Raw genomic sequence first — 21,564 nt, 5'->3', positions numbered from 1 at the left:
ATAAGAAACGACGTCTAAATGGGTTGGGCCGACGGACGCCCGCTGGTAGCGTCTGGGCAGCCGTGAGAGAACGCGAGGAGGTGAGACCCATGAAGGCCGTATGCGTGTGGGTGCTCCCCCTTTTCGGTCACGGTGGGCGATTGACATAGGTGTCGCCGGGAGCGCCTCGGACAAGGCACTCCTGAGAGGCAACCCTATGAACTTCGTGCATTCCATTTCGGGCTCGGGCAACCACGCGATCGTGGTCACGCGAGTTTCGGACGTGCAGTGGCAAGCCGTGGAGGACGACCGGGCGGTCGGCCGCGGCGACGTTTCCCGCCGACCCGACGGGCGGCTGTTCATCAGCATCGACGCGTGGCACGGGACGGTCTTCGACCTCGTTGCCGACGCGATGCTGACGGCCCTGCCGACACCGCTGTACACCGTCGTCGACGAGACCGACCACGAATCGAGGTCCGCCTGGGAGCGGGCCGGCTTCGCCGCCGCACGCCGCGAGCGGAGCTATCTCGTGCCCACCGACCCGCAGATCACCGGGCTCGGCTCGGTACGGCCCCCGTCCGGCGTGACGATCGTGCCCGCCGGTGAGGCGGAAGAGGCCCCACTGCGCGCCCTCGACCGCCTGATCCGCGACGAGGTCGAGGCCGCCGTCGGTTGGCATACGATGCCGGCCGAGGTGCTGCCCCGCCCGGCGGGAGTCACTGTGCTCGATCCTTCGAAATACGCGGTGGCCAGGCATGTGGACCAGTACGTGGGACTGGTCCGGATGGGGCCGCTGACCCGGCAGCCACGGATCGGGCTGATCGCCGTCCGGTCCGATCGGCACCGCCGCGGCATCGCCCGGGCGCTGCTGGCCCACGCGCTGGGTTCGCTGCACCGCTCCGGGACCGCTTCGGCCTGGGCCGAGGTGAACGAGTCGAACGTGGCGGCCACCGCCTTGTTCGAGAGCATCGGCGCCCGGCGCGCGGCCGGCACCCTGGAACTCGTCCGCCGCTGACGCTCCCCGCCCCACCGTCTCCAGCGGCCGAGCCGAGCCGAGCCCGAAACGGGCGCTGCGACGGCCGCTCCTACGGGCGGGCATCGGAGGCCGTCGCCTCAGTTTCCAACCGAATACGCCGTCACAGAACGGGAGAAGTGACAGACCATGACAAAATCAGCAGGGGGCGTAGAAGTCGAAGGCACCGTCGTCGAGTGCCTGCGCAATGCCACCTTCAAGGTGGAGCTCCAGAACGGGCACACGGTGCTGGCCCACATCAGCGGCAAGATCCGCAAGAACTACATCAAGATCCTCCCGTACGACCGGGTGCTGGTGGAACTCAGCCCGTACGACCTCACCCGCGGCCGGATCCGCTACCGGTACAGGGCGTGATCGCGCACACCGGCTCTGTTGACGGGGCTGGGACACCACGCGAAGACCCAGCCGAGGCTGTGGCGCTGCAGTCGTTCTCACCGGTCGGTCCCTCATGCGCCGACGAGCCGCCGAGAGCTTCGCCGGTCGGCCGGTGTGGGAGCAATGCTCAACTGCTCCGGGGGCGACTCTGAAACGGAGTCCAGCATGTCAGTGGGCGGCTAAGGGAGCTCTGGCCTAGCTGCTCGTCGCTCTCCCTCTCCTGGGAGGCGCGGTAGCAGGCCGGATCTGTCGTGGTCACGGTGCGGCTCAATGAAACGTTCCGCAGGTGGTGCAGGGCGACGTCCTGGACCAGGCGGCACGGTGGATCGACAAGGTGGTCGCCGCCGATCCACCCGCCACCGACAAGTGCGGCAGCCACTTCTGCTTCCTCCGGACCGAGGACGAGCCGGCGCTGATGGTGCCTTTGACCGGCAGCGCCGCCTTCGGTCTCGCCGAGGAACTGGCCGGGACCGGGAAGCTGCAGGCCCCCTGGCAGGTGCAGGTCGCGTTGAACATCCCGCCGTACTCACACCGTCCTGGCCGTCCGCACATCGATGCGGGCAACCCGGAACCGACCGGCGAGCCGGTCCGCGACACGTTCACGCGGCGCGCACTGTACTTCCGGATCAGCGCTCTGGACCACGCGTCCCGTCGAAACGAGTTCCTCCAGGACCCGTGGCTCGACTACGAGCCGCTCAGGTCCCATCCAGCGACACCGCCGGCTCCACCGGTTTCTGGCTGACCAGCGTCAAGGGGTCCCGGCCGGCTGACTGACCCCGCCAGGTGCGCCAACTGCGCCTCTCCATTTGTTGGAATGTGACAACCCCTCCCCTTCGAATCGGTCCACTCCTGCCCTGATTTCCTTGCTGAATGCTGGCATGATCCACATGAGGGCAAGTCAGGCAATGTGGCATCCGTACAATTCGAGGAGGCTTGTGTGACCCGTAACGGTCGTGTTCTGGTGACGGGCGTCGGCGCGATGACGCCACTGGGAGCCGATGCGCCGTCGTCGTGGTCGGGGCTGCTGGACGGTAAGTCGGGGGTGCGTTTCCTGGAGGAGGAGTGGGCCGCGGACCTGCCGGTGCACGTCGCGGCCGGGCTCACGGTGGACCCTGCCTCCCTGCTTCCGAGGGCCGAGGCCAGGAAGCTGGACCGGGGCGAGCAGGTCGCCCTCCTCTGTGCGCGCGAAGCCTGGCAGGACGCCGGTGCTCCGCAGGTCGAGCCGGAACGATTCGCCGTCGTCATTGGTACCGGGACCGGTGGTGTCCTCACCACGCTGGGGCAGGACGACGTCTTCGAGCGCGCCGGGATCCGCCGGCTGTCGCCGTTCGCGGTCCCCATGCTGATGCCCAACGGACCGGCTGCCTGGGTGAGCATGGACCTGGGCGCGAAGGGGGGCGCCAGGACTCCCGTGAGTGCCTGCGCGTCCGGGGCGGAGGCCCTCGCCCTGGGGCAGGATCTGATCCGAAGCGGGCGGGCGGACGTGGTCGTCGCAGGTGGGGTGGAGGCATGCCTGCACCCCTTCACGATCGCGGCATTCGCCCAGATGAAGGCCCTGTCGACGCAGTCCGTGGACCCGGAGACCGTGTCCCGTCCGTTCGACGTCAAGCGGTCCGGGTTCGTCATGGGCGAGGGCGCGGGGATGATGGTGCTCGAACGCGCCGAGTTCGCCCGGGCCCGTGGAGCCCGTGCCCACGGCGCGCTGGCCGGCAGTGCCGTGAGTTCGAGCGCGAACCACATCACCGCCTCCGACGCGGACGGCCAGGCCTTCGCCATGGAACTGGCGCTGCGCGACGCCGGCCTGGCCCCGGCGGACATCGGGGTCGTGCACGCCCACGCCACCTCGACGGAGTCCGGTGACCTGGCGGAGGCCGAGGCGATCGGCCGAGTGATCGGTGGCCATGCCGCGGTGACGGCGACGAAGTCGATGACAGGTCACATGATGGGCGCGTCCGGAACGGTTGGCGCCATGGCCGCTCTGTTCGCGCTCAAGGACGGCACCGTGCCGGCCACGCTCAACCTCGACGAGCTCGACCCGCGCGTGGAACTGGACGTGGTGCGCGGTGAGCGGCGCACCGGTCAGTGGTCTGCTGCGCTGGCCAACTCGTTCGGCTTCGGCGGACACAACGTCAGTCTCGTCTTCACCAGGTGACGACGAGCCCTTGACCGCCACGCTGCAGAGGCCGCTCCGCAGGCGCGCCCCTCGGGCCCGGTTGCCGGGACGCCAGTGGGTGCGGGGCTGGTGCCGTCGGCGAGTGGACGTCGCGCGGGGCAGACGGCTGTCAGGGCCGCCTCGGGATCGTCCATCAGATGGAGACGACGGTGACGAAGCGGCGCTCGGAACTGCCCGTGCCCGCTGCCGACGATGTCGAGGCGGGAGTGGTTCATCCGGCAGAGTGCGGCGTTCCTCACCAGGCGCCACCGGGCAAACCGGTACTGGAATCACTCGAAGATCACGTAACATCCAGGTCGAATTGACCAACTGCCGCAGTTACCCGCCCATTTGGCGAATTCTCCACGCCTCGACCAAGGGTGACCGCGCAAGGGGGAAGGAAGAATCCAAGATGCCGTCATCCAGTCTCCGCCGACGCGTCGCCGGAACCGCAGCCACCGTTCTTCTGATCGGTGCCGGCGCCCTCGCGACCGCGCCCTCGGCGGCGGCCAAGGCCAACCTGCTGTCCATCGACAAGGTGTCGCTGCACACCCCCGGCCTGCAGGTGAAGGTCACCTACTCCTGCGATGTCGGCATGGATCACGAACTCGTGGCCAACGCGACGACGCTCAACCACAGTACCCACGACCAGTCCATCGCCGCGGGCACCGTCAAGAAGGACAAGCTGGTCTGCGACTACAAGGACCACGTCGCGCTGGTGACCATGCGCCCGGCCGCAGGCTCGCACTTCGACAAGGGGGACAAGGTCCAGGTCACCGTCTTCTACTTCGACAACGACGGGTTCAGGTACGGCGACGAGGAGACGGTTGCCGTCCTTTAGGACGGGTTTCCAGGACGGGTTTCGCCCCGGTAGGCGGCGCGCGGTCGGGGGACCGGTCACGCCGTCGGCCGGGGCGGCTCCGCAACGTGCTGCGAGCATTGCTCTGGCCGGCGACGTCCCGGGAGCCAGGGAGGCGGTCGAACCCGTCCTGTCCGCGCTGCGTGACGGCCACGGGCGACCGGCGCCGCGCTCAGAGAACAGTGCCCGTCTCCTCGGCCAACGCCCGCAGGAGACCATCCTGGAACGTCTCGTCGTGGACGGCGCGGTGCGGCTGCTGCCGCCGGCGGTGGTACCAGTACCCGCCGGTCGTCAGGGCCTCGGGTTCGTCGCCGGAGACGAGCCACTCCTGCGTCCGATGGCCAAGTTCCAGATCGTCCGGCGCACCAGGGCCACCCATCCTGGTCGGCACCCAGCCCGGATCCACGGCGTTGCTCAGCACATCGGGGCGCAGGCGGGCCACCGCAGCGGCCAGGGTCGTGACGAACAGCTTGCTGTCGGCGTACGAGCCCGCGCTCGCGCCCCGCCAGTCGACCCCGTCGAGCCAGGGACGCCCACCGAAGTGCGAGCCGCTGCTCAGGTACACCAGCCGGTGCGGGCCGCGCAGCAGGGCCGTGAGCAGGTACGGCGCGATGATGTTGACCGGCATGACCGCCCGTCCGCTCCACACGCCGGCGTTGTGGATGACCGCGTCGAGAGGCTGGGCGGCGTTCAGTTCGGCGGCGATGCGCCGTACGGCGTCACGGTCCGTGAAGTCGCCCACCACGAGGTGTGCCCCACGGTCGACGAGCGCGTCCAGGGCCGCCGCGCGCTCCCGGTTCCGGGCGTGCACCACCACCTCGTGTCCCCCGGACAACAGCGCATCCGCAGCGGCACGTCCAAGGCCGTCCGCGGAACCGGTCACCAGGATCCGACTCACGATCGCATTGCTCCTTCAATTTCAACGCACGAGGGCAGGCTGGCGCCCCGACTGGGGTTGGCGAGCCGCATGACTGTTCCTCGCATCGGAGCGCCTTCTTCCGTTCTCGGCCGCCCGCCCGGGCGTCCCCGGTGTGCCGAACCACCGTACGGCCCCGTGCCCGTCCGCCCCTTTCCGTACTCGGCTGCACGGTTGAGCGTGCGCCTGGTGTGTGGTGTCGTACCTCTCGACAGCGCGTGCCCGGCGTGTCCGTGGACACGCGCGGGGGAGGGGGGAACGTGCCTGAACCGCGGGCGTTCTCGGGATGGAGTGCCGCCGCCGAGTCCGGGGTGACCCTGGAGCAGTTGCTGTCCGTCATCGGCTCCGGGGCCCTGGAACTGGAAACGGCACCCGGCGGTCTGGCGGCGGCCGTGGCGGGGGTCGCCGTACTGGACGTGCTGGACCCCGGCGTCCGGCCGCGTGAACTGCTGCTCGCCATCGGCGTGGACGCCGGCTCGGCCCACGCGGTGGACGTGCTGCGCCGGGCCGGTGAGGCGGGAGCCGCGGGTGTGGTGTTCGGGCCGGACCGACCCGGCGGGGCCACCGGAACGCTGCGCGCGGTCGCGTCGGAGGCCGGTACGCCGTTGCTCTTCCGCACCCCCTGGTGTTCCTGGGCCCAGCTGGTCGGCGTGTTGCGGGCCGGGCTCGCCTCGGCAGGGGTACCGCCGCTGCCCACCGCCCCGGACCTGGTCCCGGGTGACCTCAACGGGCTGGCCGACGCGGTGGCCGCCCTCGTCGGCGGCGCGGTGACCGTCGAGGACACGGAGTCCCGTGTGCTGGCGTACTCCTCGACCGAGGAGGACGTGGACGACATCCGCAGGCTGACCATCCTCGGCCGCCGCGTGCCCCCCTGGCGCGTCGCGGCGATGCGCGAAGCGGGGTTCTTCGCCGCCCTGTGGGGGACGGACGAGGTCCTGCACCGTCGGGCCCACGGGGAGGACCCCGAGCGCCTGGTGTGCGCCGTGCGGGCGGGCGGTGAGGTCCTGGGCTCGCTGTGGGTGGCCGCGGTCACGGGCCGGCCCCTGGTTCCGGACGCGCCGGAGGTGCTGCGCGCGGCTGCCCGGACGGCCGCCGCACACCTGCTCCACCACCGCACCCGCGGCGCGGACGGCCGCCTGGTGGAGGACGCGGCGCGCGCTGTGCTGGAGGGGCGCGGCTCACCCGAGGTGCTGGCGGAGCGGGCCGGGCTGACGGCCCAGGCACCCTGCGCCGTCCTTGCGGTGGCCGCCGCGTCCCCGGCCGCGGAGGGCGACCCGTCCCGGTGGCATGCGCTGCTCGGGCTGCACTGCGCCACGTTCGGGCACCGGTCCGTGGTGGTCCCCGCGGGCGGCCGGCTGCTGGTACTGGTCGGCTCGCTCGACCCCGACCCGGCGCGGGCCGACGGCGACATGGAGCGGCTGGGCACGTCGCTGGTCGCACGGGCCTCGGCCGCCACCGGCACGCACCTGTGCGTAGGACTCGGCGAGGTGGTGCCAGGGCTGGCACGGGCGGCCGATTCCCGCCGGTCGGCCGAACTGGCCCTGAGCGCCTTGACGTACGCCGGGGGGCCGCGCGCCGTCGGCCGGACCGCGGACGTCGCGGACACGGTCGGCGTCATGCAGGTCGTGGAGGCGCTGCGGGACGTGCCGTTGGCGCGGGGGACATCGGTGGCACGGCTGGCCGCGCACGACGCGGAGAGCGGCGGGCGGCTGGTGGAGACGCTGCGCGCCTACCTCGACCACTTCGGGGACGTGGCCGCCGCCTCACGTGCGCTCGCGGTCCACCCCAACAGCCTGCGCTACCGGCTGCGCCGGATCACCCAGGCCTGCGGGCTCGATCTGGGCAGCGCGGACGCGCGTCTGCTGGCCCAACTGGAGCTACGCCTGCGGGAGTCCGGTACCGGGAAGGGGTGACGGCGGCGCCCCTGCTACCGGTGCGCGCGTGCACCACGGCGTACGCCGCTTTCGTGCGCGCGCACCATCATGCGGCGCCGCCTTGGTGGGCGCGGACAACGGCGCGGCCGGGGGCGTGCGGTCGTCCGGCCCGGTCACCGTGGCGGCGGCACGGTTCCTGCCGACCCGACGAAGACGCGGCCGGTGCACGTCGAGCAGCCTGGACATCAGCCGGGCTCGGCCCGGGCTCAGTGACCGACTCCGGAAGGCTCATCATGACCGCAGTGTCCTCCGCAGCCGAACGGCGCGAACGCATCCTCCAGCGGGCCGTGGAGCAGGGGCTGCTGGACCCCGAGGCGTCCCGGCTCGTCGCGTTCGTCGACCTCGACGGTGTCGCCGCGACCGTCTCGGACCTGTGCGACGCCTTCGCCGACTCGCCCGGCGCCCTGCACGCCTTCGCCGCGAAGGCCAACTGCCTGGTGCCGGTGCTGAGCGAGCTGAACCGTATGGGCATGGGCTGCGAGGTCGCCACCGCCGGCGAGCTGGCCCGGGCGCTGGCGGCCGGATTCCGGCCCGAGCGGATCGTGTTCGACTCGCCGGCCAAGAGCCGCGAGGAGATTCGGCGGGCGCTGGCGCTGGGGGTGGCCGTCAACGTGGACAGCTTCCAGGAGCTGGAGCGGGTCGCCCGGATCCTCGAAGGCCGCCCTTCCCGCTCGCGGATCGGGGTGCGGGTGAACCCCCAGGTGGGTGGTGGCAGCATCGCCGCGACGAGCACGGCCACGAGCACCTCCAAGTTCGGTGTGCCGCTGGCCGACCCGGGCAGCCGCGACCGGCTGGTACGAGCGTTCGGCGAGCACCCTTGGCTGACCTGGGTGCACGCGCACACCGGATCGCAGGGCTGCCCCCTCCCGCTGATCGCGGAGGGCGTGGCGCAGGCGGTCGAGTTCGCCGAGCAGGTGGACGCGGTGTACGGCGCGGGCCGCATCGCCGGCATCGACATCGGCGGGGGGCTCCCGGTCAACTTCGCCGATGACGAGGTCACGCCGTCGTTCGCCGTGTATGCGGAGCAGCTGAAGAAGTCCGCACCCCAGCTCTTCGCGGACCGCCGCTACCGGCTCGTCACCGAGTTCGGGCGGTCCGTGCTGGCGAAGAACGGCTTCATGGCCGCGTATGTCGAGTACACCAAGACCTCCGGTGACCGGCCGATCGCCCTCACCCACGCCGGTGTCCAGGTCGCCACCCGGACCGTGTTCGCGCCGGGCGCCTGGCCGCTGCGGATCGAGGCGTACGACGGTTCCGGCAGGGCCAAGCGGGGCCCGCTGGTGCGCCAGGACGTCGCGGGGCCCGCCTGCTTCGCCGGGGACCTGCTGGCCGCTGACCGCGCACTGCCGCTGCTCCGGCCCGGTGACCTGGTCGTCGTACCGGACACCGGCGCCTACTACTTCTCGACGCCGTTCCACTACAACAGCCTTCCCGAACCCGCGGTGCACGGAGTCCGCGCGGACCCGGACGGGCGGATCCGGTTCACGCTCCTGCGTCCCGCGCAGGACCCGTGGCAGGTGCCCGGGTACGAGGGCGTGGCCGTAGCCGATCCGGAACCGGCGGCCGTGCCGGCCGGCGACGCCCGGTGAGACGGACGACGATGAGCCGGGGCGAACGCGAGCGGCCCGAGGGGGACGGGCCGCTCCTGACGCAGCGTGCCGCGATCGTGTTCCTCCTGGCCGCTCTGGCCGGTGTCGCCGCCACCGTGCTCGCGGCCCTGGCCGGCGACGCATGGCCGGTCGCCGTGAGCGTCGGCTGCGGCACCGCGGCCACGGCCGTGCTGTTCTTCAAGGAGATCATCGGCTAGTGCCGGCCCGACCGAGGGACTTCGGGTCCTCCCGTGGGCCCGGGGCCGGAGGGCGGGCCCTGCCGGCTGGGCACCGGGAGGGGCTGTTCGGTCCAGATGGACTTGCCGGTGCGGGTGTGGCGGGTGCCCCAGCGCCGGCAGAGTGCGGAGATGAGCTGCAGGCCGCGACCGCCCTCGTCGGTGGCGGAGGTGTGGCGGATGTGCGGTGTGGTCAGGCTGGCGTCGGAGACCTCGCAGATCAGTGCGCGGCTACGGAGCATGCGCAGCCGTATGGGGCCGCAGGCGTGCCGGACGACGTTGCCGACCAGCTCGCTGACCAGGAGTTCGGTGGTCATGATCAGGTCCTCGTCCGCCAGGTCCCAGTCGATGAGCTGGGCGCGGACCAGCTCGCGAGCCTGTCCCGCCGCCATCGGGTCCTCCGGCAACGGCCACTCGGCGACGTTCTCCGCGTCCAGCGGGTGGGTACGGGCCAGCAGCAGGGCGGCGTCGTCGATCAGCGCGCCGTGGGCGGGAAGGAGAGCGGAGGTGAGGGCGGCGCAGAGGGCGTCCAGGTCGGAGGCGTCCGCCGGTGAGACCGGCATGGCCTTCACGGACCGGGAGAGGAGCTCGGCGAGGCGGTTCATGCCCGTGGTGACATCCCGGTCCTTGCTCTCGACCAGGCCGTCGCTGTAGAGGGCGAGCAGGCTGTCGGGGGGCAGTACGGTCTCGAGGGTTTCGAAGGGTGGCGCCGCCACCCCGAGGGGCGGGTCCGGGGTCATGGACAGGAAGCTGACGGTGCCGTCGGGATGGGCCACCGCCGGGGGCGGCTGACCGGCGCTGGCGTACGACAGACGCCGGGTGACCGGGTCGTACACGCCGTACAGGCAGGTCGCGAAGGCATCGGTGCCCAGCTCGCCGACGATGTCGTTGAGGTGGCCGAGGATTTCGTCGGGCGGCAGCTCCAGCTCCGAGAGGGTGCGGACCGCCGTGCGGAGCGCCCCCATGGTGGCGGCCTCGGCCATGCCGTGGCCCATGACGTCGCCGATCACGAGGGCCACCCGGGCCGCGGAGAGCGGGATCACGTCGTACCAGTCGCCGCCGACGTCGGCTCCCTGTTTGGCCGGCTGGTAGCGCGCCGCCGTCGTCATCTCGGGGAGCTCGGGCAGCGCATGCGGCAGCAGGCTGCGCTGGAGGGTACGGGCCCGGGTCGTCGCCTCGTCGTACAGCCAGGCCCGCTCCAGGGCCAGTGCGATCAGTCCGCTGAGCGCGGTCAGCAGCGTTCGTTCGTCATCGTCCAGCACCCGCGGTCGGCCGAAGGAGATCACCGCCGATCCGATCTCGCGCCCCGACACCGCCAGCGGCAGAAACGCCCACGCCTGCTTGCCGCTCTCCCGGATCAGGGTCTCGGCCTCCGGGTAGAGCTTCACGAACTCCTCCGGGGAGGAGATGCAGAGCGGCGTGCGGGTGCGCAGGGCGTCGCCCACCGGGTTCGTGGTGGCACCCACCGTCCATTCACCGTCCAGCAGCCGGATGAAGCGCTCCGCGTGTCCCCGGGAGCCGACCACGGTCAGCCGGTCGCCGACCACGCCGAGCATGGTGAGCCCGGTGGCCCCGAGCGGTGTCATCACGCCGTCGGCCACCGCCCCCATCACATCCTGGGCCGTGACGGCCTCGGCCAGGTCCCGCGTGATCCGCTGCACCAAAGCCGCCCGTTCCGCGGCCGCCCGCTCCGCCGCGGCCCGCTCGGCCTCCCGCAGATGCCGCTCGGTGGTGTCGGTGATGTAGAGCGTGAGGCCTTCCGGCACGGGCACCAGCCGCAGGTGGTACCAGGACCCCCCGTCCGGCCCCGGCACGTCGAACCCGGCCGGCTGTCCCTCGGCCGCCGTGGCCCGGCACCGTTGCTCCAGCCCCGGCACGGCACGCACGGCGGGAACGTTCCAGAGCAGGGTTCCGGCCACGTCTCCCGCGGCGCCGAGGAGCTGCTCGGCGGCCTGGTTGAGAAATTCGATGCGCCAGTCCGGGTCCAGGGAGACGAAGCCGTCGCTCATGTGGCGCAGCGCCCGCCCCACCGACTCGGCGGCGGCGTGTGTTTCGCTGGTGTCCCGGAGGGTGCCGATCACCTTGACCGGTGCCCCCTCATCGTCCGTGATCGTCCGGGCTCGGGCCTCGATCCAGACGTACGTGCCGTCCTCGCGCCGGATCCGGTACTCGTTCTGGAAACCGCCACGCAGCTGGATACCCGTGTCGAAGCCGGCGACCGCCCCTGGCAGGTCGTCCGGGTGGATCAGCGCCGCCCAGGCCTCGATGCCGCCGTACATCACCTCCGGATCGATGCCGGCCAGCACCTCCTGGACGGGCCGGTCGGAGGTCAGCTCGCCGGTGCGCAGGTCCCAGGTGTACGTGAGGGAGGGCGCCCCTTCCGCGTCCCACTGGGAGGCCTCCCGCGGCCCTGACCCGTTCTCCAGGGCCCGCAGCAGTGTGGTGGACGGATTGAGGATCTCGGACGACCTGAGTCTCTTCGACATCCAGGCCGCCACCTCGGTCAGAAACGCGCACTCCGCCGGGCCGGGCCCGTCGCCGGGGGCGAAGAGGACGGAGAGCGCGCCGCGTCGCGGGCCACCGCTCGGGATGGGGACGGCCAGGTGACCGATGCCGGCGGGAAGCCGGGAAGGCCACAGGGCGGCGGGGTCCCGGCCGGGCACCGGCTCGGGCGGGGCCAGGTCGGGCTGCCAGGTGATGGCGTCGTCGCGGGCGGCCTTGCTGGGGGGCGCCGTGCCCCGTACCCGGATGATCAGCCAGGGCCGGGTCATCGACTCCGGCAGGCCACTGTCGGCGACCAGGTAGAGGACGCCACTCATGCCGCCGCCCGGGAGATGCACCATGCCGCCCAGGCCTTGCACCTCGGCCACCGCCTGCTGAAGCGCGGTGAGCAGCACGTCGACATCGCAGCGCTCCTCGTCCACGGTGTCGAGCAGCCGCATGCGCATCCGGTGCCGCTCCACGGGCCGTACGGTCCCCATGGTCCGCAGGCCCTGCGGTGGGCGCACCGGATGCAGGACGTGGGGGGACGGGCCGGTGTTGTCCGCGTCGCCGCCTCTGGTGTTCACCACTGCCGACTGTCGCCTCCGCTCACCGCCTGGGGCCTGCTGGGCCGCATGCGATCAGATCTGGACCTTTAGCGATCTATATCTGCAGGATCCATGCTAATCGGTTCAACTTAGGTGATTTCATCTGTCCCGGGGAACCTCTCACACCCCGCTAACTATGTGCCGCGTCAGCTAACTCTTTGTTACCGCCGAGGGCTGTCCACCATTCCTTCGGGTCCTTCGGGCGCGGGCGTGATCTTGCTGTGCACCCGGAGCCTCCCCGCCTCGACCAGCCCGGTCAGCGCCTCCAGGCCGGCCGGGTCCGGCAGAGTGGTGCTGAGCCGCTACGCCGCCGTGCTCGGCCAGGTGCACCGCGACATGCCCGAGCCGACTGCTCGCACCGCGGATCAGTACCCGTTGCCCCGGCCGCACCTGTGCGAACTCCGCGAGTGCGTGCCAGGCGGCCAACTGCCGTGCAGGGGGCCAGGTACTCGGCGAGAGCGGGACGGCCTGGTCACGGTGCAGCACGCCACGGCCTGATCGCCCTCGGATTCGTCATCCAGGATCGGCTCAACTGCCGCCCCTGCGTCACCAGTTGACCGCCACCAGTTGACCCGTCGCGTCCTCGTGACCCAGTGCGAACGGCCGGACTCCTCCCGCCAGCCTGATTGCCTGACGTCGTCGGTGCACCTGCCGCTGTTTGCGCCCGTGATGCACGGCTCCTCCGGGGCGACGGTTCCCGCGCCGGCGAGGTATCACGACTCCTTGGTCCCCAACGCCTCTGACAACAGGCCCTGGACGCCGCCGTCCGGGGCGGACGCCCGGGCCGTGCGGCGGAAGGCAGCCCGGTAGGCGCTCGGGCGGTGGCCGGTGTGGCGGGCGAAGAGGGCGGCGAAGGTGCCGGGGTCCTGGTAGCCGACGGTCGCGGCGACGGCGGCGACGGTGCGGTCGGTGGTCTCCAGAAGATGGCGGGCGCGGCTGACCCGGGAGGCCTGCAGATGGGCCAGCGGGCTGCGTCCGGTCTCTTCGGCGAAGCGGCGCAGCAGCGTGCGGGTGCTGACCCGGAAGGCGTCCGCGAGCGCGGCCAGGTCGTACTTCTCGGCGAGGTTCTGGTCGAGGTGCCGCATGACCCGCTGGGAGAACTCCCGGCCGGGCTGCGGGAGGAGCCGCGGGTCGACGTACGGGGTCTGGGAGGTCCGCGCGTCGTCGACGAGCGCCAACCGTGCCGTGGTACGGGCCACCCGGGCGCCGTCGTGCCGGCGGATCAGGTCCAGCGCGAAGTCGTACATGGCGCTGAAGGCGGCCGTGGTCGTCACGCCCGTGTCGGTGACGACCAGACACTCGGGCCGCACGTCGGCGTCCGGGCAGCGCCTGGCCAGTTCACCGGCGTGCAGCCACGAGGTGGTGGCCCGGCGCCCGTGGAGGAGCCCGGCCCCGGCGAGCAGGAACGCGCCGACGCAGAGGGAGACGACGGCGGTGCCGACGGCGGCCTGCGCGCGGATCGCCGCGATCTCGGGGGCGAGCCGGGCGAGCCGCGCGTCGAGGTCCGTGTCCGGGCGCAGTTCGAAGCCGGGGACCACGAGGACGTCGACCTCGCGCAAGGGACGCACGTCCAGGTCGGCGCCGCCCGAGGCGGTGACCCGGCGGCGGGGTGAGACGACCGACACCCGGTAGCCGGGCGCGTCCGGTCCGGCGACATGGCCGGCCATCGTCAACAGGTCCGGGATGCCGAACACTTCGGACGCGAAGCAGTCCGGGTACGCCAGGACCCCGACCCGCAGCGCACCCGGTCCGGCGCCCGGACCCGCGCCCTCCTCCGCCTGTCGCGCCGCCTTTGCCATCGCTCCCGTACCCCCCTGGTGTCCCGGCCCGGTCGCCGGCCGCGTGCCGCCCGTCTCCCTCGCGTGTGGCGAGATTACCCCCGGTCCTGGCGATCCCGCCCCTCATCCGGCGGCCGGCTGGGGGACCAGGCTGGCCCCATGAGCGACGACGATGCGATCAACGACTTCACCCGCCGGAGCGTGGCCGTGGAGGGGGTGGAGAAGACGGTGTACGTGGCCGGGGCCGGGCCCGCGGTCGTGGTGCTGCCCGAGATGCCGGGCATCAGCCCCGACGTTCTGCGGCTCGCGCGCTGGGTGCGGGACGCGGGCTTCACCGTCCATGTGCCCTCCCTGTTCGGGACGGACGGCGCCTTCCCGACGGTCGAGGCCGGCCGGGAGGTCGTCCGCCGCGCCTGTGTGAGTGCGGAGTTCCGCGCCTTCGCCGGGGGTGGCACCAGCCCGGTGACGATCTGGCTGCGCGGCCTGGCGCGTCATGCCCACAGCGCGTGCGGCGGCCCGGGGGTGGGCGCGATCGGCCTGTGCTTCACCGGCAACTTCGCCCTCACCATGGCCCTGGAGCCGGCGGTGATCGCCCCGGTGGTCAACCACCCGTCGCTGCCGCTCGACGACCCCGGCGGACTCGAACTCGACGCGGCGGACGCGCGGGCGGTGCGCGACCGGCTCCACCGCGACGGACTCACCGTCCTCGCCTATCGCTTCGAGGGCGACCGCTGGTGCACGGGCCGGCGCTTCGCCGCCTACCGCGCTCTGCTCGGCGACGCCTTCGACGGGCGCGTCCTGCCCGACAGCGTCGCCAACCCCGCCCCGCCGCCCTTCTTCGCCGAGCTGGTGGGCACTCCGCACAGTGTGGTTACCGCCCATCTCGTCGACGAAGCGGGCCATCCCACGGTCCGGGCTCGCGACGAGATCCTCGCCTTCCTCACCGACCGCCTGCACCCGCACGCGAACAGACCGCTGCCCGCCACCTGACCCAGCGCCCGTCAGGAGGCCTCTCACATGCCTCGGTCAAGCGCTGAGCGGCGGTGGCGGTCGTCCCTTGAACGAGTGATGTAGAGCGTGCACGGGCCTGACGAGTGGGAAGTCTCTTGCCCGTCCATACGTCCAGCGTCTCCTCTCACCGATGGGGAATCACCGTGATGTCTGTCCGCCACATCTTGACCGTTGCTGCAGTGAGCGCACTGCTTTCCCTAGGAGCGATTGTTCCCGCCACAGCCGCCCAGGCGCCGGACCCCGACGACGTCACCGACGGTCTTCTCGAACAACCCGTCAGAACTGTTGTGGGCACGCCCCTCGGACTCCCTCTCGGCATCTGAAACCGTGGGCCGGTAAGGGTCTGTAGTGCGTGCACCGTACCTGGGGGTTTCGCGGAAGAGCACCGGCCAATACGGTGGCCCGGTGATGTCGATCAAGAAGTTCCAAGTGACCTTCGACTGCGCGGAACCCGAGCGCCTCGCTCGTTTTTGGTGTGAGGTGCTGGGGTATGTCGTACCGCCGCCACCCGAGGGATTCGCCACCTGGGACGATTTCAAGCGCTCGCAGCCACCACCTGAGCAGCAGGACGCGTGGTTTGCCTGCGTTGACCCCTCAGGCGTGGGTCCGCGACTGTACTTCCAGCGCGTCCCCGAAGGGAAGGCGGCCAAGAACCGGCTGCATCTCGACGTGCGGGTCGGCACCGGACTCGTGGGCGAAGAGCGTCTCGCCGCACTTGAGGCAGAGTGCGCACGGCTGGTCCCACTCGGAGCGGTCCACGTGCGAACGCTGTATGACGGCAATGATGCGTGCATCCCGATGCTGGACATCGAGGGCAACGAGTTCTGCATCGACTGAGGGGCCCTGATTGTCCCCTCTCATCGGGCGTGTCCCGCAGAGCGGACCGTCACCCGGAACGGGACTGGCGCCTCTCACGGAGGGCGACTTGTCCGCATGGCCCGGCCCCGCCGCCGCGTGAACCGGTTGACGCATCGCTCGACGGAGTTGCGCTGCTCGTATGTCTCGGCATCGCATGCGGGCGGCCTCCCGCGCGACCTCGTCGCGGCCGGTGACCGGCTTGGTCGGCGGGACGAGGAATGATGGACCGGATGCCGCGTCGGCCGGGGTGCGTACGGTCGCGCCCTCGATTACGTGACCGTGGACAGACGCTTTCGACCACCGCGCCGGACTGCCCGCCATGGCCGTGCAGGATCAGGACTGATGTTCTCGACCTCTCGGTGGCCCAGCGGTTCGTCGGTGGCGGGGCAGCTGGGTCAGGCGATCGGGCTGACGAAGTTGCCAGGGCGACTGGCGGCCTCCTGCCGGGTGACACCGCCCCACTTCCACGTGAGGGTCTTCACCGTGCCGCCGGGGAGGGTGACCACGGCCTGGTCGGGACGGACAATCTCGTTCCCGTTCTTCCCACTGTCGCTGAGGAAGGTGATGGTGAACCTCGCGGTCCTGCCGGGGGTGAGATTCACGCTGTTGCCTCCCGGCTGTTGGAGCAGAGTCTCCGGCGCGCCGTTCGTGGTGAGCATGACCGACGGCGCGCCGAGCAGGGAGCATGTGCGGCCCCCGCTGTTCTTCACCTGGACGCGTGCCGTTTCCTGCTGGTCGCTGCCGCCGCCGGGCCTGGCCGTACCGCCTGCCCAGGCCAGGGCGACGTTCTTGCAGGCAGGTGAGCCGGGTACGGCCACGGCCGGGACGGCGGCGGAGACGGACGAGACCAGGGCACCGGCGGCGACGCACAGTGCGATGTTCCGGGGGCGCTGCATGAGTATCTCCGTTGAGTGTGGCATGAGTGAGTGGCAGGTTTCTGGTACCGCGGATGGGACGACCGACCCCTCTTGAACCGTGAACCACCGGCCCGGCGGAGCGCACCTCATGTCACCGTGGCCGGGCCAGGCCGGGGCAGTGGCTGCAACCCGGGCGGGCGACGTCGGTCAGATGCGATTCCGCCGGCTCACGAGCGGTGCAGGTGTCAGGGACAGACGCCGGGGCGTACCCCGTGCGAGGAAGCGCCGCCAGGGCTCATCCTCCGACCACGGCCAGCCGCGGTGCATGGGGGGCCGCCGGCTCTGGCAGGTCGGGGTCCGGCTCGGTACAGCGCCCGGCCGCTACGCACACCCGCACCGGCGTGGACAGTTCTACTCTGCCGGCTTGCGACTCCTCCAGTACCCCCGTTGACGTCCACCTCCCGCGCACTGCCTGGTCAGGCTCCTGCACCGGACGCCGTCTACGTCACCGATGGCAGCGGCAAGGTCTGGGCCGCACGCAAGCCCATCCACGGCGGCGAGCGCGTCGCCGAGGTCACATGGCCTGCTCCACCTCGGACCAGCCCACCCACGCCAAGGGGACGACCGCAGCCGCGGCATCGCCTGCCGTAGGGCGATGAGTGTCTTCTCGCGTCGGACGGCTTTCCCCACGTCGCAGCGGGGCACCCGGCGACTGTTCCCGGCGCCGGGTGGTCGTCCAGGGCCTGGCCGGTGGGGTTTCGGTGCTTGGTGAGCCGGCTTGATGCAGCCGGTTCTCCCACGGGTGCCGCAGGTCCTGGGCGAGTGGGCGGGCGGGTCGGAGCTGGGTGCAGGCGGCGATGATCAGCCAGGTCCGCTCGAACAGCCGGAAGGTGTGCTCCAGGTCGAATCTGCGCAGGAACGCGTGCGCCGGGCGGCCCATGGGTCAGCCTTGGGCGGCCGCCTTGGGGTCGTAGACCCGGGACGGTTTGCGACCCATGCCAGGCGGGTGACGTCGTATCCGGCGTCGGTGACGATGACGATGACGATGTCCGGGTCGCGGGGCTGCCACTGCCCGGCGGTGATGAGCCCTTCTTCGAGATCCGTAGCTGAGTGCCGGTGACCGCGGTGGCGTCGTCGGCCGGGCCGAACCGGACCGCGTCCAGGAGGTGGCACCCGTCTGGCGGCCGTAGACGGGGCAGAACAGCCGATCCGGCGAGCATGGCGCGTCCGACCGTGGCCGGGCGGTGTGGATCCGGCTGGCAGGAGCTCGAACAACTCATCGCCCCGCACGGTCCGAAACGCGGAAGCGTGACTGCCTTCATGGCCTTCGTGCTGATCGGTGACGTCGGCCGGAGCACATGATCAGACGACGGCCGCTTCCGTAACCGGCGAATGCCCATCCGAGCGATCAGGTTCGATACGGTGGTCGAGGCCCGAGTCGGCGGCGGTGACGTCTTCTTGGCGGTATGGCTGCCTGGCACTTCACTGCCGGGGGGCGGCCGCTTGTTACTCTTTCCGATCATGCGAGCCCTCTTCCCGGGGTCCTTCGACCCGGTCACTCAAGGGCACCGGGACGTACTCCGGCGCGCTGCCCTCCTGTTCGACGAGGTCGTCGTGTGCGTGATGTGCAATTCGAACAAGACCGGCCGCTTCCCCATCAGGGAACGGCTGGACCGGCTCCGTGCGGCAGCAACTGACTTGAGCAACGTCACGGTCGACTCCCACACCGGCGGCCTGCTGGTCGACTACTGCCGCCGAGTCGGAATCGACGTCGTCATCCGCGGTGTCCGCGGCGTTGCCGACCTGGACTACGAAATGCCGATGGCCCGGACGAACTACGAACTGGCCGGAGTCGAAACGTTCTTCATCGCTGCAGACCCCACCCTGGCCCACATCTCCTCCACCCTCGTCACGGCGATGAGTCAACAGGGCCGTGTCCCGAACGATGATGTGAGCGCTCTTCGTCCAGCAGGTGGGGGCGGCAGCGAGGCCGGGGAAGGCCAGGTCAGGTAGTTGCGGGAAGTCGTCCTTGTCACGAACGCGACGGTGTGGCTCGAGGGGGACCTGACGGTTCTCGGGTTGGCTGGCCCTCGCGGATAGCCTGGTCAACAGTTCGCTCGTCGGCGCCGCCAAGCCGGACCGTCGCGTCCATGCGATAGCGGCAAAGCAGGCCGACGAGCGCGCCGACCGCGGTGCCGGCGGTTCTTTGCGGGCCGGACGCCGGGTCGTGAGGGTGATGAATGCCTAGTTCAAGGGGGCTTCAGCGCACTGGCCAGTCGCTCATGGTCCCGGCAGTTCCGGCGGGCGTTCATGACCCGGCCTGGTTCGGCCTTACTGATCAAGAGCTGACTGGTGGCCGATTCCTGGCGCTGTCCGGGCCGAGGGGCAGAGGATCGTCAACGACCAATGCGGTCAGGTTCGGCGGCGACTGCTGCTTTTGCGGCTCGCTCGATCTTCGCGTGCTGGGCTGCCCAGAAGGCCGCGTCGCGGTTCGTGATCGCGTACTCGGCCGCTGTCCCTGTCGAGCCGTCGAGATGTTCGCGCAGGATGTCGGCGTGTCCGGCGTGCCGACTGGTCTCGGTGAGCGTGTGGACCAGGATGTTGAACAGCATCACGTTGGGGCGCGGCCACCAGGGCACGTAGCCGGGGGAGTCAAGGGCGAGGGCGTTGATCGTCGCGTCCGAGTGTTCCCCTACGCGGCGATAGCGGTCGGTGATCTGCTCGCGTGTCTCGTGCTCGGTCGCCCACATGTCGGCGCCACGCGCCTCGGCATCGTCCCACCGGGGCAGGCGCTCGGGAAAGGGTCGGTCGAAGACCTCGCCGAAGTACCTGGACTCCCACAGCGACAGGTGCTTGACCAGTCCGAGAAGGTTGGTACCCGTCGAAGTCAGGGGGCGGCGGACGTCGTACTCGCTCAGCCCGTCGAGCTTCCAGAGCATCGCCTTGCGAATCTCTCGCAGATTGTTGTGCAGATACTTTTTCGCGAAATCATTGATCACGGGCCAGGAGCTTGTCACGGACCGTCGCCTACTCACCAGGGTCTTCCAACGCTCGTGCCGCTCGCTTCTGTCGACCCGCTGAAGATCATCGACGGCTACTACACCCGGCCGGAGCCGGGTCACGAGCTGGACGCCGGCCCGTCCGCTCCGTACCGGAGGCCGTCGAGGAGCAGGTCGAGGAGGCGGCCGGCTCGTTCGCGTTGGTCGGGAGCGCTGGTGATCAGCGCGACCCCGGCCAGGCTGAAGCCGACATCGAGGGGATCGATGTCCGGCCGCAGGAGGCCGGCGTCTGCGCCGGCGTCCAGCAGGGTGCCGAGCGCGGTGCCGAGCTTGTCGAGGGTCTCGGCGAACGGATCAGCGCCGGATGCGACCGCGACCCGCAGGGCGTCCGCCATGCCCTGCTTGGCTGCCAGGTAGTCGATGAAGTTGTCCATCCACAGGCGGATCGCGCGGTCGGGCGGGTTGTCGGTGAGCAGCTTCGCGGCGCTGTCGCAGACGCGGGCCAGCTCGTTGCGGTAGGCCGCCTCGATGAGCGCCTCGCGGGTGGGGAAGTGGCGGTAGAGCGTGGCCGAGCCGACGCCCGCGGCCTTGGCGATCGTGTCGATCGCGACGTCCGGGCCCTTCTCGGAGAAGGCGCGTACGGCTGCTTCGAGGATGCGCTCCCGGTTACGGCGGGCATCGGCGCGCAACACGCTCGGCTTGGTGGTCAAGGCTGCTCCCTTCCTCGAGGGACCAGTCTAGCTGGACAACCGGGGAGTTCCCCGCTTACCGTTGCGGCTAACCGGGGAACTCCCCGGTTACGGGTGTCGGCCCGTGGTACCCCAGGCAAGGAAGATCCTCATGACCTCCCCGAAGACGGTTCTGATCACCGGTACGTCCTCCGGCATCGGCCTGGCCGCCGCCATCGGCAGTGCCCGGGCGGGCTGGGCGACCATCGCCACCATGCGCGACACCGGCAAGGCCGGGGCCCTGCTCGAGGCCGCCGGCGAGGCGGGCGTCGCGGACCGGATCCAGGTCAAGCGCCTGGATGTGACCGACTCCGCCGGCATCACCGCCTGCCTGGACGAGGCCGTCGCCGAGCACGGCCGGCTGGACGCGCTGGTCAACAACGCCGGCGCCGCCCAGGTCGGCACCATCGAGCAGAGCAGCGTCGACGACGTCCGCGCGGCCATGGAGGTCAACTTCTTCGGCGTGGTGGCGATGACCCGGGCCGCCCTGCCGCACCTGCGGGCGTCGAAGGGCCGGGTGATCACCGTCACCAGCGTCGGCGGCGTCGTCGGCCAGCCCTTCAACGAGGCGTACTGCGCGGCCAAGTTCGCCGTCGAGGGCTTCATGCAGTCCCTCGCGCCGGTCGCCGCCACCGTCGGCGTCGATGTGACCGTGGTCGAGCCGGGCGCGGTGGCGAGCGAGTTCGTCGCCAATCTCGGCCTGGACGTCCCGGCGCTGCTCGCCGCCGCCGGGCCCTACGGCCCGGCGCTCGAGGCCTACATCACCCGCACCCGGCAGTCGTTCGGCAACGCCCAGACCCCGGCCGAGGCAGCCGCCCCGATCGTCGACGCCCTGACCGTCGCCCGCCCGGCCTTTCGCATCCAGACCTCGCAGTGGGCCCGCGACTTCGTCGCCACCACCCTCGCCGACCTCGACGGCTCCGCGGTCCAGACTCTCACCGGCACCTGGGTGCGCTGACCGTCCCGCGTCCCGGTGGGTGGCCTGCCGACGCCGGGCGCGGCAGCCGCACGGCATCCCCGCCCGCCGGCGCCACACCGCCGCCGCGCCGCGCCCCGCCCGACCGCGACCGGCGCCCGGCCGCACGTGGTCCGCGTCGAGGGCCGCAGCGCACCGGACGCACAACCAACCAGTCACACACCGCGGTACGACCCGCAACAGCAAGGAAGATCA

General features: G+C 71.1%; 18 protein-coding genes and 1 pseudogene. 12 read left to right on the top strand and 7 right to left on the bottom strand.

Annotation, left to right across the window (positions count from 1 at the left end; all coding sequences use genetic code 11):
• The first annotated feature begins 196 nt into the window (after positions 1–196).
• The 5 genes from FB563_RS35680 (at position 197) to FB563_RS35660 (ending at position 4,380) form a co-directional block, all read left to right on the top strand.
• Positions 197–994, top strand: a complete 798-nt coding sequence (locus tag FB563_RS35680; protein WP_055708353.1) for a GNAT family N-acetyltransferase — start codon at positions 197–199, stop codon at positions 992–994.
• A 147-nt stretch (positions 995–1,141) separates the two neighbouring features.
• The gene (gene infA, locus FB563_RS35675) at positions 1,142–1,366 is read left to right on the top strand and encodes a translation initiation factor IF-1 (RefSeq protein ID WP_055708352.1); all 225 of its coding nucleotides are present in this window, start codon (positions 1,142–1,144) and stop codon (positions 1,364–1,366) included.
• A gap of 307 nt (positions 1,367–1,673) precedes the next feature.
• Positions 1,674–2,129 carry a hypothetical protein gene (locus tag FB563_RS35670; protein ID WP_055708351.1) on the top strand — a complete coding sequence of 152 codons (456 nt, stop codon included), beginning with the start codon at positions 1,674–1,676 and terminating at the stop codon, positions 2,127–2,129.
• 195 nt (positions 2,130–2,324) lie between these two features.
• Positions 2,325–3,539: a beta-ketoacyl-[acyl-carrier-protein] synthase family protein gene (locus FB563_RS35665; protein ID WP_267888661.1), complete on the top strand. Its 1,215-nt coding sequence runs from the start codon at positions 2,325–2,327 to the stop codon at positions 3,537–3,539.
• A gap of 412 nt (positions 3,540–3,951) precedes the next feature.
• Entirely contained in the window at positions 3,952–4,380 is a 429-nt protein-coding gene (locus tag FB563_RS35660; RefSeq protein WP_055708350.1) for a hypothetical protein, read from the top strand.
• Positions 4,381–4,570: 190 nt separating this feature from the next.
• Here the strand turns inward: FB563_RS35660 and FB563_RS35655 are convergent, their stop codons facing one another.
• The gene (locus FB563_RS35655) at positions 4,571–5,296 is read right to left on the bottom strand and encodes an SDR family NAD(P)-dependent oxidoreductase (RefSeq protein WP_055708349.1); all 726 of its coding nucleotides are present in this window, start codon (positions 5,294–5,296) and stop codon (positions 4,571–4,573) included.
• Positions 5,297–5,574: 278 nt separating this feature from the next.
• Between FB563_RS35655 and FB563_RS45020 the strand changes: the two genes are divergently transcribed.
• The 3 genes from FB563_RS45020 to FB563_RS35640 all read left to right on the top strand — a co-directional run bounded on the left by FB563_RS45020 (position 5,575) and on the right by FB563_RS35640 (position 9,055).
• On the top strand, positions 5,575–7,227 hold the full coding sequence (locus FB563_RS45020) for a PucR family transcriptional regulator (RefSeq protein ID WP_142219164.1): 1,653 nt from the start codon (positions 5,575–5,577) through the stop codon (positions 7,225–7,227).
• A 254-nt stretch (positions 7,228–7,481) separates the two neighbouring features.
• Complete coding sequence (locus FB563_RS35645; RefSeq protein ID WP_055708347.1) at positions 7,482–8,837, top strand: type III PLP-dependent enzyme domain-containing protein; 1,356 nt, start codon at positions 7,482–7,484, stop codon at positions 8,835–8,837.
• Between the two features lie 11 nt (positions 8,838–8,848).
• Positions 8,849–9,055: a hypothetical protein gene (locus tag FB563_RS35640; protein WP_055708346.1), complete on the top strand. Its 207-nt coding sequence runs from the start codon at positions 8,849–8,851 to the stop codon at positions 9,053–9,055.
• Here FB563_RS35640 and FB563_RS35635 read toward each other — a convergent pair.
• Together FB563_RS35635 and FB563_RS35630 are read right to left on the bottom strand one after the other, a co-directional pair.
• On the bottom strand, positions 9,052–12,141 hold the full coding sequence (locus FB563_RS35635; RefSeq protein ID WP_234357876.1) for a SpoIIE family protein phosphatase: 3,090 nt from the start codon (positions 12,139–12,141) through the stop codon (positions 9,052–9,054). The genes FB563_RS35640 and FB563_RS35635 overlap by 4 nt on opposite strands.
• A gap of 734 nt (positions 12,142–12,875) precedes the next feature.
• Complete coding sequence (locus tag FB563_RS35630; RefSeq protein WP_055708344.1) at positions 12,876–13,961, bottom strand: GlxA family transcriptional regulator; 1,086 nt, start codon at positions 13,959–13,961, stop codon at positions 12,876–12,878.
• A gap of 138 nt (positions 13,962–14,099) precedes the next feature.
• On the opposite strand from FB563_RS35630, the gene FB563_RS35625 reads away from it, so the two are divergent.
• Both FB563_RS35625 and FB563_RS35620 read left to right on the top strand, forming a co-directional pair.
• Positions 14,100–14,930 carry a dienelactone hydrolase family protein gene (locus FB563_RS35625; protein WP_055708343.1) on the top strand — a complete coding sequence of 277 codons (831 nt, stop codon included), beginning with the start codon at positions 14,100–14,102 and terminating at the stop codon, positions 14,928–14,930.
• Between the two features lie 426 nt (positions 14,931–15,356).
• A complete protein-coding gene (locus FB563_RS35620; protein WP_063797115.1) occupies positions 15,357–15,788 on the top strand; it encodes a VOC family protein in 432 nt (143 codons plus the stop codon).
• A gap of 416 nt (positions 15,789–16,204) precedes the next feature.
• Here the strand turns inward: FB563_RS35620 and FB563_RS35615 are convergent, their stop codons facing one another.
• Together FB563_RS35615 and FB563_RS45655 are read right to left on the bottom strand one after the other, a co-directional pair.
• Positions 16,205–16,705 carry a DUF4232 domain-containing protein gene (locus FB563_RS35615; protein WP_055708341.1) on the bottom strand — a complete coding sequence of 167 codons (501 nt, stop codon included), beginning with the start codon at positions 16,703–16,705 and terminating at the stop codon, positions 16,205–16,207.
• 636 nt (positions 16,706–17,341) lie between these two features.
• Positions 17,342–17,588, bottom strand: a pseudogene (locus FB563_RS45655) (NF041680 family putative transposase); the annotation flags it as partial.
• A 599-nt stretch (positions 17,589–18,187) separates the two neighbouring features.
• Here FB563_RS45655 and coaD point away from each other — a divergent pair.
• Positions 18,188–18,679 (top strand): pantetheine-phosphate adenylyltransferase, encoded by a 492-nt coding sequence (gene coaD / locus FB563_RS35600; RefSeq protein WP_063797116.1) that lies wholly within the window; start codon positions 18,188–18,190, stop codon positions 18,677–18,679.
• Positions 18,680–19,062: 383 nt separating this feature from the next.
• On the opposite strand, the gene FB563_RS35595 is transcribed toward coaD, so the two are convergent.
• Positions 19,063–19,665: a DinB family protein gene (locus FB563_RS35595; RefSeq protein ID WP_055708340.1), complete on the bottom strand. Its 603-nt coding sequence runs from the start codon at positions 19,663–19,665 to the stop codon at positions 19,063–19,065.
• Positions 19,666–19,784: 119 nt separating this feature from the next.
• Positions 19,785–20,375, bottom strand: coding sequence for a TetR/AcrR family transcriptional regulator (locus FB563_RS35590; protein WP_055708339.1), 591 nt, complete (start codon positions 20,373–20,375; stop codon positions 19,785–19,787).
• Positions 20,376–20,505: 130 nt separating this feature from the next.
• Between FB563_RS35590 and FB563_RS35585 the strand changes: the two genes are divergently transcribed.
• On the top strand, positions 20,506–21,351 hold the full coding sequence (locus FB563_RS35585) for an SDR family oxidoreductase (protein WP_055708338.1): 846 nt from the start codon (positions 20,506–20,508) through the stop codon (positions 21,349–21,351).
• The last annotated feature ends 213 nt before the right edge of the window (positions 21,352–21,564 follow it).

The organism is Streptomyces puniciscabiei (assembly GCF_006715785.1).
In the GTDB taxonomy this organism is placed as follows: Bacteria; Actinomycetota; Actinomycetes; order Streptomycetales; family Streptomycetaceae; genus Streptomyces; species Streptomyces puniciscabiei.
This window is presented reverse-complemented; position numbering and strand designations above follow the sequence as displayed.